Annotated in this window: 16 protein-coding genes; 6 read left to right on the top strand and 10 right to left on the bottom strand. The window is 44.7% G+C overall.

The window, feature by feature from the left end; translation table 11 throughout:
* Positions 1–59: 59 nt before the first annotated feature.
* Positions 60–1379, bottom strand: coding sequence for a PQQ-dependent sugar dehydrogenase (locus EPL05_RS04335; RefSeq protein ID WP_128532460.1), 1320 nt, complete (start codon positions 1377–1379; stop codon positions 60–62).
* A 153-nt stretch (positions 1380–1532) separates the two neighbouring features.
* Here EPL05_RS04335 and EPL05_RS04330 point away from each other — a divergent pair, with 153 nt between their 5' ends.
* A complete protein-coding gene (locus EPL05_RS04330; RefSeq protein ID WP_128532458.1) occupies positions 1533–3485 on the top strand; it encodes a gliding motility-associated C-terminal domain-containing protein in 1953 nt (650 codons plus the stop codon).
* Here EPL05_RS04330 and EPL05_RS04325 read toward each other — a convergent pair whose 3' ends face one another.
* The 4 genes from EPL05_RS04325 to EPL05_RS04310 form a co-directional block, all read right to left on the bottom strand.
* Positions 3486–4745 (bottom strand): outer membrane beta-barrel protein, encoded by a 1260-nt coding sequence (locus EPL05_RS04325; RefSeq protein WP_128532456.1) that lies wholly within the window; start codon positions 4743–4745, stop codon positions 3486–3488.
* A gap of 38 nt (positions 4746–4783) precedes the next feature.
* Entirely contained in the window at positions 4784–5440 is a 657-nt protein-coding gene (locus EPL05_RS04320; RefSeq protein ID WP_128532455.1) for a hypothetical protein, read from the bottom strand.
* A gap of 44 nt (positions 5441–5484) precedes the next feature.
* On the bottom strand, positions 5485–6225 hold the full coding sequence (locus EPL05_RS04315; protein WP_128532453.1) for a hypothetical protein: 741 nt from the start codon (positions 6223–6225) through the stop codon (positions 5485–5487).
* 95 nt (positions 6226–6320) lie between these two features.
* Positions 6321–6842 carry an NADPH-dependent FMN reductase gene (locus EPL05_RS04310; RefSeq protein WP_128532451.1) on the bottom strand — a complete coding sequence of 174 codons (522 nt, stop codon included), beginning with the start codon at positions 6840–6842 and terminating at the stop codon, positions 6321–6323.
* A gap of 267 nt (positions 6843–7109) precedes the next feature.
* Here EPL05_RS04310 and EPL05_RS04305 point away from each other — a divergent pair, with 267 nt between their 5' ends.
* The 5 genes from EPL05_RS04305 to lepB are packed head-to-tail and all read left to right on the top strand — an operon-like array spanning position 7110 to position 11777.
* Positions 7110–7913: a ParA family protein gene (locus EPL05_RS04305; RefSeq protein ID WP_128532449.1), complete on the top strand. Its 804-nt coding sequence runs from the start codon at positions 7110–7112 to the stop codon at positions 7911–7913.
* A gap of 5 nt (positions 7914–7918) precedes the next feature.
* Positions 7919–8827, top strand: coding sequence for a ParB/RepB/Spo0J family partition protein (locus EPL05_RS04300; protein ID WP_128532447.1), 909 nt, complete (start codon positions 7919–7921; stop codon positions 8825–8827).
* 3 nt (positions 8828–8830) lie between these two features.
* The gene (locus tag EPL05_RS04295) at positions 8831–9526 is read left to right on the top strand and encodes a DUF5683 domain-containing protein (protein ID WP_128532445.1); all 696 of its coding nucleotides are present in this window, start codon (positions 8831–8833) and stop codon (positions 9524–9526) included.
* Between the two features lie 22 nt (positions 9527–9548).
* Positions 9549–10298 (top strand): 4-hydroxy-tetrahydrodipicolinate reductase, encoded by a 750-nt coding sequence (dapB, locus tag EPL05_RS04290; protein WP_128532443.1) that lies wholly within the window; start codon positions 9549–9551, stop codon positions 10296–10298.
* A 12-nt stretch (positions 10299–10310) separates the two neighbouring features.
* The gene (gene lepB, locus EPL05_RS04285) at positions 10311–11777 is read left to right on the top strand and encodes a signal peptidase I (RefSeq protein ID WP_128532441.1); all 1467 of its coding nucleotides are present in this window, start codon (positions 10311–10313) and stop codon (positions 11775–11777) included.
* A gap of 238 nt (positions 11778–12015) precedes the next feature.
* Here lepB and EPL05_RS04280 read toward each other — a convergent pair whose 3' ends face one another.
* The 5 genes from EPL05_RS04280 to EPL05_RS04260 form a co-directional block, all read right to left on the bottom strand.
* Complete coding sequence (locus EPL05_RS04280; RefSeq protein WP_128532440.1) at positions 12016–13032, bottom strand: Gfo/Idh/MocA family protein; 1017 nt, start codon at positions 13030–13032, stop codon at positions 12016–12018.
* Positions 13033–13182: 150 nt separating this feature from the next.
* Positions 13183–14247 carry a hypothetical protein gene (locus EPL05_RS04275; protein WP_128532438.1) on the bottom strand — a complete coding sequence of 355 codons (1065 nt, stop codon included), beginning with the start codon at positions 14245–14247 and terminating at the stop codon, positions 13183–13185.
* A 100-nt stretch (positions 14248–14347) separates the two neighbouring features.
* Positions 14348–15235 carry a class I SAM-dependent methyltransferase gene (locus EPL05_RS04270; protein WP_128532436.1) on the bottom strand — a complete coding sequence of 296 codons (888 nt, stop codon included), beginning with the start codon at positions 15233–15235 and terminating at the stop codon, positions 14348–14350.
* A gap of 138 nt (positions 15236–15373) precedes the next feature.
* On the bottom strand, positions 15374–16126 hold the full coding sequence (locus tag EPL05_RS04265; RefSeq protein ID WP_128532434.1) for an ABC transporter ATP-binding protein: 753 nt from the start codon (positions 16124–16126) through the stop codon (positions 15374–15376).
* Positions 16123–16854 carry an MlaE family ABC transporter permease gene (locus EPL05_RS04260; RefSeq protein ID WP_128532433.1) on the bottom strand — a complete coding sequence of 244 codons (732 nt, stop codon included), beginning with the start codon at positions 16852–16854 and terminating at the stop codon, positions 16123–16125. The genes EPL05_RS04265 and EPL05_RS04260 overlap by 4 nt, the downstream gene beginning before the upstream one ends.
* Between the last annotated feature and the right edge of the window lie 15 nt (positions 16855–16869).

The raw sequence follows: 16869 nt of genomic DNA, 5'->3' as shown, positions 1-16869 counted from the left end.
AAACAAAAATAGCCCTTTAAAACTAAAAGGGCTATCTATCGTAAACATTTACAGCAATATTACTTAGCGGCCACGCGCCATATTTTATTGCCGGCGTCATCGGCTACCAGCAGCGAACCATCCTTGGCAACGGTTACTCCAACCGGTCGGCCGTATACTTCTTTTTTTGCATCATTAGCAATAAAGCCGGTTAAAAAATCTTCCATTTTTGCGCCGGGTTTGTTATTGACAAAGGGAAGAAAGGTGACTTTATAACCAGATAGTAACGACCGGTTCCAGGAACCGTGCTGACCTATAAAGGTGCCGCCATTGTACTTTGCCGGGAATTTTTTGCCATCGTAAAATGCAATGCCTAATGATGCAGTGTGGGCACCCAAAGCAAAATCTGGTGTGATGGTCTTCTTTACCATATCGGGGCGCTTAACTTTTAGGCGCGGGTCTTCGTGCTGGCCGAAGTAGGCCCAGGGCCATCCGTAAAAACCGCCATCGTTAACGCTGGTGAGATAATCGGGTACAAGTTCGTCGCCCAGTTCATCCCGCTCGTTCACCACGGCGTACAATACACCTGTTCCGGGTTGCAGATCTATGCCCGCCGGGTTACGCAAACCCGAGGCGTAAATGCGCTCGCCGCTACCGTCGGGGTTTATCTCTAAAATATCGGCACGGCGCTTTTCTACTTCCATGCCATGGTCGGCCACGTTGGTGCCTGAGCCTACCGAAATATAAATTTTTGCACCGTTGGCGTTGGAATGCAGGTTACGTGTCCAGTGGTTGTTGTAACCTCCGGCAGGCAGCGATAGTATCATTTTGCCGGGGCCTTCTATTTTGGTTTGGCCGCTTTTGTAGTCGTACTTCCAAAGTCCATCCGTATTAGCCACGTAAAACGAGTTGCCTATGATAAGCATTCCGTAGGGTTGGTTCAGCTTATCCAGAAAGGTTGTTTTTACCTCCGGCACGCCATCTCCGTTGGCATCGCGCAGCAACGTAATTTGGTTGGCACTTTTACCTAAGTATTGCGAACCCGCCGCGCCGATGATCTTGGCCCCCAGTTTTTTGATGCCTTTCAATTCGGTATTGGCTTCCGATACCAATATATCGCCATTAGGCGCTATGTAAATATTGCGCGGATTTTTAAGGCTATCTGCAAAAAGGCTTACGCTAAAGCCCGCGGGTGCCACTGGTGTTTTGCCGTTTGGCCAGCCTATCACCTTGCAATAGCTCTGTACAGATTTTGTTTCGAAGGGAGCAGGTAGGGTTACTTCCTGCTTTTCGGGCGTCTGTACAACATCTTTTTTGGTAGGATCGGTTTTCGGCTTATTTTGAGAACAGGCTGATAAAATTGTTCCGATGAGCGCTATGTATATAAATCTGGCTTCCATTTTATCGTGTTGGTAAATAAATCAACTTTTGATGATGCGTTTTGTTTCAACCTGATATTGCTTTGGATTATAAAGAGAATAAAAAATAATAAACATGCACGGTATCTTAAAAAGATTATTTTTGGGAAATAACTGTTGTACAACAGTGCCAACATGCTACCAATCAGACTAAAGATACTTTTTTTCCTGTTTTTAATTTTCGCTGCCGCGCAAAGCAACGCCCAGGAATGTAAGGGCGGTTTGGGTGATGCGGTTATTAACCAGGATTTTGGATCGGGTAGCGGTTATGGCCCTGCTTTGCCAGGTACGGTTACCAATTACAGTTATATAAGCAATACCTGCCCGCCGGATGGCAGCTACACTATAGCCACAGGTACAAGCGGGTGTTTTGGCAATAGCTGGCATACCGTACTGCAAGATCACACCGGTAACCCCAACGGTTATATGATGATAATTAACGCATCGAACAACCCCGGGCAATTTTTTAAACAGCAGACACCCGTGGGCTCGCTTTGCCAAAATACAACTTACGAGTTTTCCGCCTGGATCCTGAATGTAATCCTTCCTTCGGCGTGTGGCAATCAAAGCACGAAGCCAAACATCACTTTTTCTATTGAAACAACAGCAGGAGTAGTGCTAAAAACGTACGACACAGGAGATATACCTCCATCTAACTCGCCACTTTGGGAAAAAAAAGGCACGTTCTTTACTACGCCTGCGGGCGTGGCCGATGTGATAGTGAGAATGGTAAACAACGCGCCGGGCGGCTGTGGCAACGATCTTTTACTGGACGATATCACCTTTAGGGCCTGCGGCCCTATAGTACAGGCAGGCTTTGGCGGCGTGGCAACGGTTACCAGCCAAAATGTATGCAAGGACCAGCCTGCGGAGTACGATATTACGGCTACCACGGGTGATGGCTACACTTTGCCAAAATACCAATGGCAGCAAAATTTTAATGATGGCAATGGCTGGGTTGATATGCCCGGCGAAACGGGTACAGGCGTGCATGTAGCCTTCACGAGCAGGCCGCTTGGCCAATATATGTACCGGCTGGGTGTGGCAGAGGGAGACAACATCGTATCGTTAAATTGCCGCGTATACTCTAACCCCGTGAGTATTGATGTTACATCTTACCCGGTTGTGCCGCCCATTCCGCCAACGTCTGTTTGCGAAGGGGATGTGCTTACCCTCACGGCAAGCGGCGGAGCAACTTATAGCTGGACGGGGCCAAACCTGCCCGCTACTACCCAAAACCCACTAATTATTCCAAATGTGACGGCGGCAAATGCCGGTGAATACAACGTTATAGTAACATCTGCGGCGGGCTGCCAACAGCCGGGGAAAGCAGAGGTTACCGTTAACTTAAAGCCGGTGATTACCATAAGCCCCGCGGCTGTGATATGCCAAAGCGCCAGTACCACCTTATCTGCAAACGCGCCGGGTGCGGCATCGTACAGTTGGTTGCCCACAACGGGGTTGTCAGACCCTAATTTGCCTAACCCGGTCGCCAGTCCGCAAGCAACCACTGTATATACGGTAACGGTAATGGGCACCAACGGTTGCAGCAGTACAGCGCAGGTGGAAGTAAAAGTGATAGACCGCCCGGTAGCTAACGCGGGGATAGACAAAAAGATCTTCGAGGGGCAGTCGGTTACACTGGATGGCAACGCCACCGGCGAGATATTAAGCTATGAATGGACACCGGCCACTTACCTGTCAGATCCGCATTCGGCAACACCAACCGCCAACCCTATAGATGATATTACCTATACCCTAACCGTTACCTCGCTAAACAGTTGTTTTACCGCCCAAGACCAGGTTTTTGTGAGGGTTTATAAAAAGATAGTGATCCCCAATACGTTTACGCCCAATAATGATGGTACTAACGATATCTGGAATATTGAGGCCTTAGAAACCTACGTGCAAAGCATCATCACTATTTACAATAAAAGCGGCCAGCAGGTGTACACCGATATTGGTTACAAAAAACCATGGACAGGCATTTATAATGGCAAGCAATTACCTGCCGGCACTTATTATTATTTAATAGATCTGAAGAACGGAGCACCGCTCTTGTCGGGTTGGGTGCTGTTGGTGCGATAGTTATTTCTGTTTACCTAAAATATAGTTTACACCAAAGTTGTAGCTGGTTTGTTTAAGCCCATAAACGCTGTCGCGTGAAATTGGGTTTCCAGATAAATGTTCGGCATATACCTGGAATTTTTTGTAAATTAAAAATCCAACTTTGTAGGTTATTGCATTATTGTAACTGCTAAATAAAAATGGTAAGTACTCGTTTGGTAAAGGCGTACCATCATATTTCAAAAATTTCTTATTGAAAAAAGTATATTTGCTTATACCAAAACCCAACGATAAATAAAATTTAAAGTTATCGCCGTTATAAACGTTGTAAGAAACGGAAGGTGTTAAAGAGGTTACCAATTGATCGAAACTATATGATGTATTTAAGAAAGTATTTTTATATTTAATATCTGTTACCGAAAATTCAATAGAAAACACCAGCCTGCGAGTATTTGGATTAACGTAAGCATTAAAACCGATCACCGCTCTCGGCAAAATAGAGTTATATGGCACTCCCGCCGCATCGCCATTCTGGTCGCGCGAGGTGGTTTTAGTTGTATTTACGCCAAGGCCGACATACAGATCAAAATTATCATTACTACCGCTGGGTTGGGTTGAAGCAACCTGGTCTTTGGTATACCCGTTCATGGCGGTTGCAATTTTCAGCAGATCGGGTTTGTTGTATTCGGCACCGTCCATTGTTTGTTGTAAGCGGTCGTCAAGCAGGTTTGCTTTTAAAGCTATAGCAGTAAGCTGCTGCAAATAAGTTGCCTCTATAGTTGTCTTGCTTTTTTGTATCTCACCGGTGTTACCGTTATAATACACCCTGTAAACCAATTCGTGTACAGCGTTATCAGCACCGGGGTCACTGTAAAAATAACGTGGTTTTATAGCATCTAAATACGAATAAAGGTTAATCACTTTACCGGTTTGTAATACTTTTAAAAAAACATCTTGTACGGTAAAGCTGGTATCGCGGCCACCGAGTACCCGGTTGTTATTTGTTTCATCACGGCTAACAGGCCCGCTGTAGCGCTGGTAGATGTCCAGCTTATCGATGTTAAAATATTTAATATCAGTTGGAGTAAAATTGCGGATCTTGTTATCCGGTGTTCTGAAACGGATGCTTGTGGGGTTGCTGCCCCATTCCTGGTAATCCACTTCGCCTTTTACGGTATCGCCTTTTAAGGTTACAACATAGCCGGGTTTGAAATTGCTTTGTGCTAAAGCGAGCGTGGTAAATAAAAATGTAAGTGATAGTGATAAGTAAATTTTCTTCATGTTTAGGGAGCGTTGGATTATTGGATAGTGTTAGATATTTATTTTTTTACACCGTTTATTTTGTTTACAACCTCAAGTATGTAACTTTTCGTATAGCGTAGCCATTCAATTTTGTGTTGCATATCGGGTGTCATTAAATTGTGTTTAAGGGCGATGTTGTATAATTGAGTCATAAATGTGCTTTCGTTTACCGTACGGCCGGTGCCCGTATATACGTTTACCTTTGCCGAGTTATAGTAAAGGCGGTACCCTAATTCTACCGGCATTTCGCCATCTTTTTCGGTGATATAAAAACGCGTTTTTACATGATCGCTAAACGAATAAAGGGACAGCTTTTCTCCCTTTTGCAGTACTTTTAAAAATACCGTATCAATCCTCATTGATGTATCCCGTTCGTTTAATACTTGTTGTTCGCTAATGTGATCAAGGGTAATAGGCCCCGCATAGCGTTCATATGCGTCGTGCCCGTTAATGCTAAAACACCTCGTGTTATCGGTTGTTAAAACTGTTATGTTTTCAGTTCCGGCTGGTTTAAACTTAATTATGTGGGGCTTGCGGTTTACGCCGCTATTATCAAAATAGCCTCTTAGCGTATCACCTTTTAATGTAACGGCATAACCTTCTTTATAGCTTTGGGCAAATGATGTTGCGGTAATAAAAAGAAAAAGGAAGGGTAGCGCGTAACAGTATTTCATATAAAATTTAGGCTGTATAGTTTTCTGGTGTGAATAATGTCGCATCAAAAAGCTGCGTTTAAAATAGCGAGAACTACAAACGTAGCTATCACCACCAACCCAATGGTACCAATGCCCTTGCTTTTCTTTGCTATTTCGCTTTTTGGGGTGCCGTTTATTTTAGCCACTACCTCCTGCATGGCGATTTGCGTGTATTCTGCCTTGTCTATTATTTTTTTCATGCTGTCGTTAAGCATGTTTTTTTTTAAAGCCAGCCCCGAGAGTTGTTTTTTATAGGAGGTTTCACTTTGGGTTTCACGGTTATAGCTGCCTGTTTCGGCAGGGTAATACACCTTAAAAATGAGTTCTAAAGGAGTTGCTCCAGCTGCATCACTGGTGTAAAACCTGCTTTTAATATCATCGGTGTAGGCGTAAAGGGTTGCATTTTTTCCGGTTTGCAGCACTTCTAAAAACACGGTATCAACTTTAAAACTGGTATCGCGCCCGCTGTTCAGCCGGTGTTCGTCGGTCACATCAAGGCTGATACTTACCAAATGGCGTTCGTATTGTTCCAGCCCGGTAAAGGCGAATGAGCGTATTTGGCTGATGGGGAGTTTCTGCACTTCCGCTATGCCGGTTTGTTTAAATTTAACTATATGGGGGTTACGGTCTAAACCGCTATGGTCTATATAGCCCCTTAGTGTATCGCCTTTTTGCGTAACGGCATAACCATCTTTATACCCCTGGGCAAATGATGTTGCGGTAATAAAAAGAAAAAGCATGGGTAGCGCGTAGAAGTATCTCATTCTTTAGTTAAGGTTTATAATTGGCGGCATCAATATACACAAATTCTATAAACCTAATAAACTTAATTACAAGAGCGAAAAACGATTTGCTGCTATTAGAATTTGATGAATTTATCTAATTGCTCGTCGGTAAACTTCAGGGTATCGGCAATAAACAAATTCCCATCTGTATCAAGCTCCTGTTTGATGGCCGCGATATGGATCTTAAGCGGCAATACATGCAGATGCACATAATTGCATATCCCGGTAAAGTGATCGATGCCGCGTATGTTACCATATTTGCCGGAAGAAAGGCCCACCAGCGCGGCCTTTTTTTCGTAAAAGCTATCCGGGAAATCGCAGCAATCTATAAACACTTTTAGCACACCGGGGAAACTGCCGTTATACTCTGGTATCACAAATAAAAATTTGTCGGTACCGGTAACCATCTCTTGGATCTTTTCAAATTCGGGGCTACGTTTACCGTAGAGGTCGGTCTCTATTAAATTTGGCGGCAGGTCGGTAAGCGAAACCAGGTTAGCCTGCTGCCCTTTTTCGGCCAGCCGTTTTTGATAGTATTTAGATAGTTTAAATGTAGAGCTATTTGGGCGGTTGGTACCTGATATAATAGTAAGCATGCTTTTTAATTAGTGAATGATTGAATTAGTGATCTAGTGAATAAGAAATTGTGACTTTATTACCTATGAGGCTAAAATCACTAATTAACTCCCTCGCTAATGCCCTAATTTTCCTCCGCAATGTTTGTAAGTTGGTAAATGCTGTGGATTTCTAAATTATTTTAATGTGTATCTTTATCGCGGATAAAAAACATTACAAACATAAAAATTTCTGTACTGGTTTTTCGTTTCAAATAAACCGCTTAATTAATTTTTTGAACATATATAATGGGTAAAATTATAGCTTTGGCCAATCAAAAAGGTGGCGTAGGGAAGACGACATCATCTATAAACCTGGCCGCAAGTTTGGCAGTATTAGATTTTAAAACCCTGTTGCTTGATGCCGACCCGCAGGCTAATTCCACATCGGGTATCGGCTTCGATCCGCGCAATATCAAAAATAGCATATACGAGTGTATCATTAATGATATCGACCCGCATGATGCTATCCAAAAAACCGAAACACCAAACCTGGACCTGCTACCGGCGCATATAGACTTGGTTGGTGCCGAAATTGAAATGATAAACCTTCCCAACCGCGAGTATAAAATGAAAGCGGTGTTGGAAAGCATCCGTAACGAATACGATTTTATTATTATCGATTGCTCGCCATCATTGGGTTTAATAACCATTAACGCGCTTACAGCTGCTGATTCGGTTATTATCCCGGTACAATGCGAGTATTTCGCACTGGAAGGTTTGGGCAAATTGCTTAACACTATTAAAATTGTGCAAACCCGCTTAAACACCAATTTGGAAATAGAGGGCATATTATTAACCATGTACGATGTGCGCCTGCGCCTTTCTAACCAGGTGGTTGACGAGGTGAAAACGCACTTTGAAGATATGGTTTTTGATACCATTATACAGCGTAATACCCGCTTAAGCGAAGCGCCAAGCTTCGGTATATCGGTAATTATGCACGATGCTAACTGTAAGGGTGCGGTTAATTACCTTAACCTGGCCCGCGAGATCATTCGCAAGAACGGGCTGGTAAAGGATGAACAACTGGCAACTATCGAAACCGCTTAAGCTATATGAGTGCAGAGAAAAGAAACGCCCTTGGCAAGGGTTTAAGCGCGCTATTGAACGATTCGCCAAGCGTTAATCAAAATAAGAATATCACACAGGGCAGTTCGGTATCCGAAACTAACAGCCTTGGGTCTATAAGCGAAGTAAAGATAAGCGAGGTTGAGGTAAACCCTTTTCAGCCCCGTACCGAATTTGACGACCAGGCGCTGGCCGACCTGAGCGCATCTATTAAACTACAAGGTTTAATACAGCCTATTACCGTTAGGCGCATCAATTCGCATAGTTTTCAGCTCATATCGGGCGAGCGTAGGCTGCGTGCCAGTAAACTGGCCGGCCTTACGCAAATACCGGCGTACATTCGCAGTGCTAACGACCAGCAAATGCTGGAGATGGCGCTGATAGAGAACATCCAGCGCGAAGACCTAAACGCTATTGAGGTTGCCCTGAGCTTTCAGCGTATGATTGATGAGCTGAAGCTGAAACAGGAAGAGTTAGGTGATCGCGTAAGCAAAAACCGCAGCACGGTTACCAATTACTTAAGGCTTTTAAAATTACCGCCAACCATACAGGTTTCCCTGCGCGATGCTGAAATAAGCATGGGCCATGCCAAAGCTTTACTGGCCGTGGAAGACCCGGCTACGCAACTGTATATTCACCAGCAAATTATAAGGCAGGGGCTATCGGTACGTAAGGTGGAGGAATTGGTGAGGGAGATACAACAGGCACCCAATAAACGTGAAGGCAAACAGCCGGAGTCGCTCACTTTTCAGATGCAAAAGATCCAGGACGACCTTGCTTCCAAATTCAGCACGAGGGTAAAGCTAAAAGTTAATACCCAAGGCAATGGATCGATAGAAATACCGTTCCTATCAGAAGATGATCTGGGCCGTATACTCGAAATGCTGGATTGGTAAATTATGCTTAAACAACTGTTTGTTACTATATTTTTTTTGAGTTTTGCATCGGTATGTTTAGCGCAAAAGCCCGATACCCTTGCAAAAACTAAAGATACCACGGCAGTTGTTAAACGCGATACAGTTGTGCGCAGTACTTTCGCCCCCAAAATAAAAAAGGAAAAAGTTTACCACCCCGATAGCACACATATACCCAGCCTTGCCGTAAAAAGATCGTTGATCGTACCGGGCTGGGGGCAGGTATACAATAAAAAATACTGGAAGGTGCCGCTTATTTACGGAGGATTAGGCCTTTTGGGTGCTGCGGTTATATACAACCAAGGCTATTTTAAACAGTTTTTGGCGCTCGCCAAGATCAGTAAAACCGGCAGCATACCTGTTAAGGACGATCCTTTGTACCCATCCTATATAAAATATAAGGCCGAGTACGACCTTTATAAAAGCTATGGTTACCAAACGCTGGCAGATGCATCTGACGGGTACCTGCGTAACCGCGACCTAAGCATTTTGGGTATTTTGGCGGTTTGGGGTATCCAGGCTGTTGATGCCTACATCGATGCCAAGTTCATCAGCTCTTATACGGTTGATAACGATCTCTCCATAAAAGTTGCCCCGGGGCTTATTGGCCAGCCGGTTTATGCATCAAATTTTAACAGTTCGTATATTCCGGGTATAAAAATTACCTTTACGCTTAAATAGTAAGCTGCAATAATTTATACGGATGAAGATCGCATTATTAGGCTATGGTAAAATGGGCAAAATTATAGAAGGTATAGCCCTTAGCCGCCAACACGAAATCGTTTTAAAAATAGATAAGGACAACCAGCAAGACCTAACGGTAGAAAACCTGCAAAAGGCCGATGTTGCCATAGAGTTTAGTACCCCCGGTACTGTTTTGGATAACATAAGCACCTGCTTTAGCGCCGGCGTGCCGGTTGTTGTGGGTACTACGGGCTGGCATAATATGATGGCTTCGGTAAAGGCCAATTGCGAAGAAAGCGGTAACACCCTTTTATACGCCACCAACTTTAGCGTGGGCGTAAACATCTTTTTCCACGTAAATAAAATTTTAGCGAAGCTGATGAATAACTATCCGTACTACGAAGTGCAGGTAGAGGAGATCCATCACACGCAAAAGCTCGATTCGCCAAGCGGAACAGCCATAACCATTGCGGAAGGGATATTGGATAACCTGGATAGCAAAAAAGACTGGGTGAACCTGTTAACAAATGCGCCAACGGCGGATGATAACAGTGTTGCCTCCGATGAGTTGCTGATTGAGAGCCACCGCATTGATAGTGTACCCGGTACACACACCGTTATATACGATTCTGAAGTGGATAGCATAGAGTTTAAGCACACCGCCCACAATCGCAATGGTTTTGCTTTAGGCGCAGTATTAGCTGCCGAATGGCTGCAGGATAAAAAAGGCTTCCACTCGGTAGAAGACATGTTTAATTTTAACGTTTAACCAAGATACATAGTGAATTTAGCAGGATTTTTTATTGCGTTTTTTCTACTCATTATTCTGCCTTACATAGGCCTTTGGAAGTTATTTGAGAAAGCGGGTGTTGCGGGCTGGAAAGCCTTAATACCTTTTTATAATTTATACGTAATGATAGAACTGAGCGGCAGACCTGTCTGGTGGTGGTTCTTATTGTTTATTCCCGGCATTGGCGTTTTAGTCGCAATAGGGATCTGTGTAGATTTTGTTAAATCATATGGTAAGGTTAGCTTGGGGCAGATACTTGGTGGCGTAGCGCTACAGTTTGTGTTTTTACCCAAATGGGGCTTCGACAAAGAAACCACCTATTGGGGGCCATCTGCAAGCGCCGAGTTTAAAGAGAAGCATAAAAAGAAACTGGTTAAATCGTCCGGTCGTGAGTGGACGGAAGCCATTATTTTTGCTGTTGTAGCAGCTACGCTGATCCGTACCCTGTTTATAGAAGCTTACACCATTCCAACACCTTCAATGGAGCGGTCCTTATTAGTGGGCGATTTCTTATTCGTAAGCAAGGTTAATTACGGCGCACGTACGCCCATGACACCTATCGCTTTCCCGTTTGCGCACCATACCATGCCTTTGTTAGGTACCAAGGCTTACTGGGATGGGCTGGAACTGCCTTATTATCGCCTGCCTGGTTTAAGCGATGTGAAAAAAGGCGATGTGGTAGTTTTTAACTACCCAATGGAAGCCGACGCGCCATTTAACCGCCCTGTGGATAAGCGCGAGAATTATATTAAGCGTTGCCAGGGTGCCCCCGGCGATACCATTGCACTGCTGCACGCACAGGTATATGTTAACGGCAAAGCCATGCCAACCCCGCCGGGCTCGCAAATTGATTACACCATTGTAAATAACGGTACCGATCTGAACCCCGATATTTTGGATGAGCTGAAGGTATCCAATTACGAAAATATAGGTTCGCCTACCATGACCAAAGAAGCGGCTACCAAAATAAAAGCCTATTCAAACATCAAATCTATCACTGCAAATATTAAGCAACCAGGTGCTGCCGATCCGTTTAACCCGGTGTTTCCGGCTGCTACGCCAAAGTATAAGCTCGACCCTAAAAACAAGGATTTTGATTGGAACGTAGATAACTTCGGCCCCATCATTATCCCTAAAAAAGGTTGGACGGTTAAATTGGATAGCCTTACACTGCCTGTTTATGGCCGTGCTATTGAAGTTTACGAGGGCAATAAGCTGGAGATATTAAATGGTGAGATATTGATAAATGGTCAGAAAACCACCAGCTATACCTTTAAAATGAATTATTACTGGATGATGGGCGATAACCGCCACGATTCGGCTGATTCGCGGTACTGGGGTTTTGTACCCGAAGACCATATTGTAGGCAAGGCCCTGTTCATTTGGATGAGTTGGGACGAGAACTCCTCCTTCCTCGGCAAAATCCGCTGGAGCAGATTGTTTAGAGGGATAGAATAAGATTTTGAAACGCCGGCGAGAGCCGGCGTTTGTGGTAAACACCCTTCATAAAACACGGTGTCATTTCGATAGAGCAGCCGGAGGAAAAGCGAGGGGGCGAAAGAGAAATCTTGTACGCCACGCATCCGGACTATAAATAGCGACATGCAGTGGCGTAAAAGCAAAGCGTACAAGATTTCTCGTCGCTGCGCTTTCCTCGAAATCCTTGGTAGGATTGAGTTGCGATTTTTTGCGCTCCCTACTCGCCAATAAACTTCAACCCTACTTGTTTTCTCGCTTCATCAATCATCGCTATCATCCCGCGCGACATTTCGTGGGGGAGTATAGGGCTTTCTAATTTCCCCGTACGCAGCAGGTCTGCAAAATGGGCTATCTCGTAGTTTAGCCCACCATCAGTAAACGGTTCGCTTATTTCTACACTTCGTCCGTCTAAATAATCAATTGTGGCCTTAGCCGGGTTCCACCAGTTTTTTTGGATGGTGATATGGCCGAGGGTGCCGCAAATGAGGGCATCACCTTTGCCATGCAAGTCGAACCCGCAGTAAACCTGTGCATAGCCATGCTCGTGTTTGGTTTGAAAGATGCTGAACATATCTATCCGGGTATCGTCTATATAACCCATCGCCTGTACTTTCTGCGTGGCCCCAAGCCAGCTGATGGCCAGGTAGGCCTCGTAAATACCAATACCCATCAGGCTGCCGCCTGCCAGTTCGAAACTAAAGTTAGGGTGGTCTCGGCTGATATCAGCTACCGACGACCCCGCCCGCACATAGCCTACACGGCCAATAGGATCTTGTTTAATATAATCCAGCAATTTGCGGTAAAGCGGAAAGAAAGGGGGCTTCATCCCTTCCATAAACAGGATCTTCTCCTCCCGGGCTACGGCAAGTACTTTGTCCAGCTCGGGTAGGTTTAGCGTAGCTGGTTTTTCACAAAGTACGGCTTTACCCGCGTTAAAGGCTTTAATGCAGTATTCTGCGTGGCTGTTGGGGAGCGTTGCAATGTAAACAGCATCAATATCGCTTGCCAGCAATTCATCTACGCTGGTGCAGGCTTTGCCACCGTATTGCGCCACAAAGGTGCCCACCGTCTCCGCCCTGCGCGACCATGATGCCGCCAGCACGTTGCCCGGCAGTGAATTTAACCCCAGCATAAACCGATGCGCTATGCGCCCGCAGCCAATAATGCCCCATTTGAGTTGTGAATGGAGAGTTGTGAGTTGTGAGTGGCTGGGTAAGTTCGGGGCAACGTCCATTTTTGTAGTATTATGCTTAAATTAAGAACGCTCCATTCACTAAAAGTGAATAGAGCGTTCTATACTTGTTAATTATTTGGCAATCTGGATAAGGATTATCGTTAAATTGTTATCTAACTATTCACCACTCTCCAATTACCACTCACCACCTTATTGGTACTGAATGTAAATAGGGTATGGTTTATACCTCGATAATACTTCCTCAGGGGTAAGCATGTGGTGAGGTGCTTTTTTAATATCGTTTTTGTAGAACAATTTAAAGCCTGTGAATTGTACCGGCTCCTGGTTAATAAAGTAACGGTAGGTGCCGGTCTTCAGGTCGGGTTCGCCCCATCCATCCATATCCATTACCACCTGTACCTCGGGGTGCAATTTTATGTTTTTGTAATTGGTCACCATTTTTTTAGTAAAACGGTGAACGATCAGGATTTTTGGAGGTAAGCCATTTTTCTTAACAATACCCGCCAGGTAATTTGATACATAGTTGATATCGGCAGCATCGTAGGTACCGATTTTTTTGCCGGGCTTACTACCGTCTTTCATAGAAAACTCAGGGTCCATACCAAAATGTACCTGTGGCATTTTAAGGTATGGCTCAAATAAAGGCAATTCCTGCTGTATAGTGCTTAACGATACCTGCACATCCAGAAAAACCAGCGCATGTGCTGTTTTTGCCATGGCTAAAACGCTGTCTATTTGTTTAAATGGCATGCGGTAACGGTATTTGCCGTCCTTGCCGGGTGCTCCCTGTGCAACTACAGCTATGTAATGCAAGGCCGGTTGTACTGGTGTTTTCGGGTCGGCTTTTTGCCAGGCTTTTACTTCGCCTTTTAATTTGGCAAGCATTTCTTTCGGCGGCAATTCGCCCAGGATGCCCATCTTTTTTGAGTATAGATTACCGTAAAACGCTACTATGCGTTTAAATGGCAAAATAGCGCCGCCAAGTGGGGTAGGCTGGTTTTTTACAGGCCATCTTCCGCTGGTATCGCCATGGGCGTTGAATTTTAGCAGAGAATCGTATAAAGCTTTATCCGTGGGAGGGTAGTCGGATTTTACCACACTGAGCGTATCGGGGCCGGCATCTTCTGCTTTTTTGGCTGTGGAATCAGCTTTTTTATCAGTCGCTTTTCCGCCGCCGCCGGATGTGCAGTTTGTGAAAAATACGGCCGTGCACAGCACGAACAGGGCAGAGAACAATACACTTTTAAATTTCATAGATGTGGCGATGTTTTAGAACGTTATGCGGTTTATGGCCGCGTATTATTTAATAATTAGCTAAATATAATGCTTGTAAAGATAGAAATACCTTATTATATCAGGATTTATTTTTATAAAACTTACCAAATACGCCCAGTGGCAACTTGGTGCCCGCGGTGGCTTGTAAATACAATTCACCTATCTCCAGGTTCTCTACTTTGGGGAAAGCTTTCCTGATGAGGTTCTCTATAATTACCGATGAAAAACCGAGCGAGTAGGTGTTTAAAATCAGGAAATGCTCCTCCGGATCCAGCAGTTGGATCACATCGGTCATCATCTCGTTGATGCTGTCCTCCAGTTTCCATTTTTCGCCGTTAGGGCCGTTGCCATACGCCGGCGGATCAAGGATAATGCCGTTATAAGTTTTGCCGCGCTTTACTTCGCGCTTTACAAACTTGAGGGCATCCTCCACCATCCAGCGAATATCTTTCAGGCCGGATAATTCCTGGTTTTCGTTTGCCCAGGTAACCACCTGTTTTATCGAATCTACGTGGGTAGTATCGGCACCGGCGGCTTTTGCTATTAAAGAAGCGCCCCCGGTGTACGCGAAAAGGTTAAGCACCTTGGGGGTTGGCGTTTTAAACTTTTTAATGTTATCAGATATGAAATCCCAGTTAACAGCTTGCTCGGGGAAAATGCCAAGGTGTTTAAACGAGGTTAGGCCCAGTCGGAATTTTATCGCTACATCATCATTTTTGTATTCGATATGCCAGCGGTCGGGTGTTTTAGGGTCTTTCTTCACCCAGTCGCCCGCTGTTGCAGAACGGCCTTTGAATTTGATGTGGTGAATTTTTTGCCATTGGTCGGCACTTAGGGTCTTGCTCCAAACGGCTTGTGGCTCGGGGCGTATGAGTACAATATTGCCAAACCGTTCCAGTTTTTCAAAGTCGCCGCTGTCAATCAGCTCATAATCTTTCCAGTGGGTTGGTGTGAGGAGTTGGATCATTTTTTCAGTATCGAGTAGTTAGTATCAAGTATCAAGTATCAAGATTTTGTATCGGGTATCAAGATTTTGCAAATATCGGAATTATCGTTAATAAAGGGTTTGGGTCTTACTACCTGATACTAAATACTTGGTACTATTCTACAACTTTCCCTTTGCCGCCTGCATAAATTTGCTGGCGAATACAAAGTCGTTTAGTTCTTTGTTATCGGTATGTGCAATTTCTTTGTTGCTGCCTTCCCACCATTTTTGGCCCTCGTGCAAAAATATAATATGCTCGCCAATACCCATTACCGAGTTCATATCATGGGTAACAATAATGGTGGTCATGTTGTATTCGGTTGTCAGGTCGTTTATCAGGTCATCAATTACAATGGATGTTTTTGGGTCGAGGCCGGAGTTTGGCTCATCTACAAACAAATATTTTGGCTGCATAGCAATGGCACGGGCAATGCCCACCCGCTTTTTCATACCACCCGAAAGTTCTGCAGGGTAAAGTTTGTTTTTATCTTCCAGGTTTACCCGTTCCAGGCAAAAATTGGCGCGGTCGCGTTTCTCGGCAAGGGTTTGCTTAGTGAAAAGGTTGAGTGGGAACATGATGTTTTCTTCTACCGACATAGAATCGAACAGCGCCGAGTTTTGGAAAAGCATACCAATTTGGGTACGAATAGGCACGCGTCCAGTAAAATCCATATCGGTAAAGTTCTCTTCCTCAAAAAAAACATCGCCTTTGGTGGGTTCGTGCAAGCCTACAATACATTTTAGTAACGTAGTTTTACCAGAGCCCGAGCCGCCGATGATAAGGTTGTTCTTCCCGGTTTGAAAAGTAGCCGAGATGCCTTTAAGCACATCATTATCTCCGAATGTTTTATAAATGTCTTTTATCTCGATCATAGCATTAAACGGGTGATAACCAAATCGGCAAATAATATCATAACGCAACTATACACAACTCCACGCGTGGCCGATTGTCCCACTTCCAGCGCACCACCCGAGGTATAAAACCCCTGGTAGGCACAAATAGAAGCTATAATAAAACCAAATGCAGTAGCTTTAACCAAAGCCACCTGCATCGTGAGCGGGTCGAAACCATCGCGCAGGCCCACAACATAATCTGCAGGGGTTACTTCGCCGCCAAAAAGGCAGGCTATCCAGCCGCCCGTCATACCCAGCGCGATAGATACAATAACCAACAAAGGTACCATGGTAATACCGGCAATAATTTTAGGGGCTATGAGGTAGCCCGGTGCATTTACACCCATAATCTCCAGGGCATCTATCTGTTCGGTAACGCGCATGGTGCCAATTTGAGAGGCTATGCTGCTGCCCACCCTGCCGGCCAATACCAGCGCGGATATGGTGGGGCTAAACTCCAGGATGGTAGAGTCGCGCGCTATTTTCCCCGCGGTACTTAAAGGCACCAGGGGGCTTGATAACTGAAAGGCAACCTGTATAGTGGTGGCCGCGCCGATAAAAACCGAGATGATACTGATAATTCCCAATGAGCCAATGCCGGTGGAAACCATCTCGCGCATTACCTCCGCCCAGTAAACACTAAACTTTTCGGGCCGTTTAAAGCTTAAACGCAGTAAGAGTATATATTTTCCTAAACTATTAAACATAGAGGCTTTTAAATC

The sequence above is a fragment of the Mucilaginibacter gilvus genome (assembly GCF_004054195.1).
GTDB classification, from domain to species: Bacteria; Bacteroidota; Bacteroidia; order Sphingobacteriales; family Sphingobacteriaceae; genus Mucilaginibacter; species Mucilaginibacter gilvus.
Note: the sequence above shows the minus strand (reverse complement) of the source record. Positions and strands in the feature narration are given on the sequence as shown.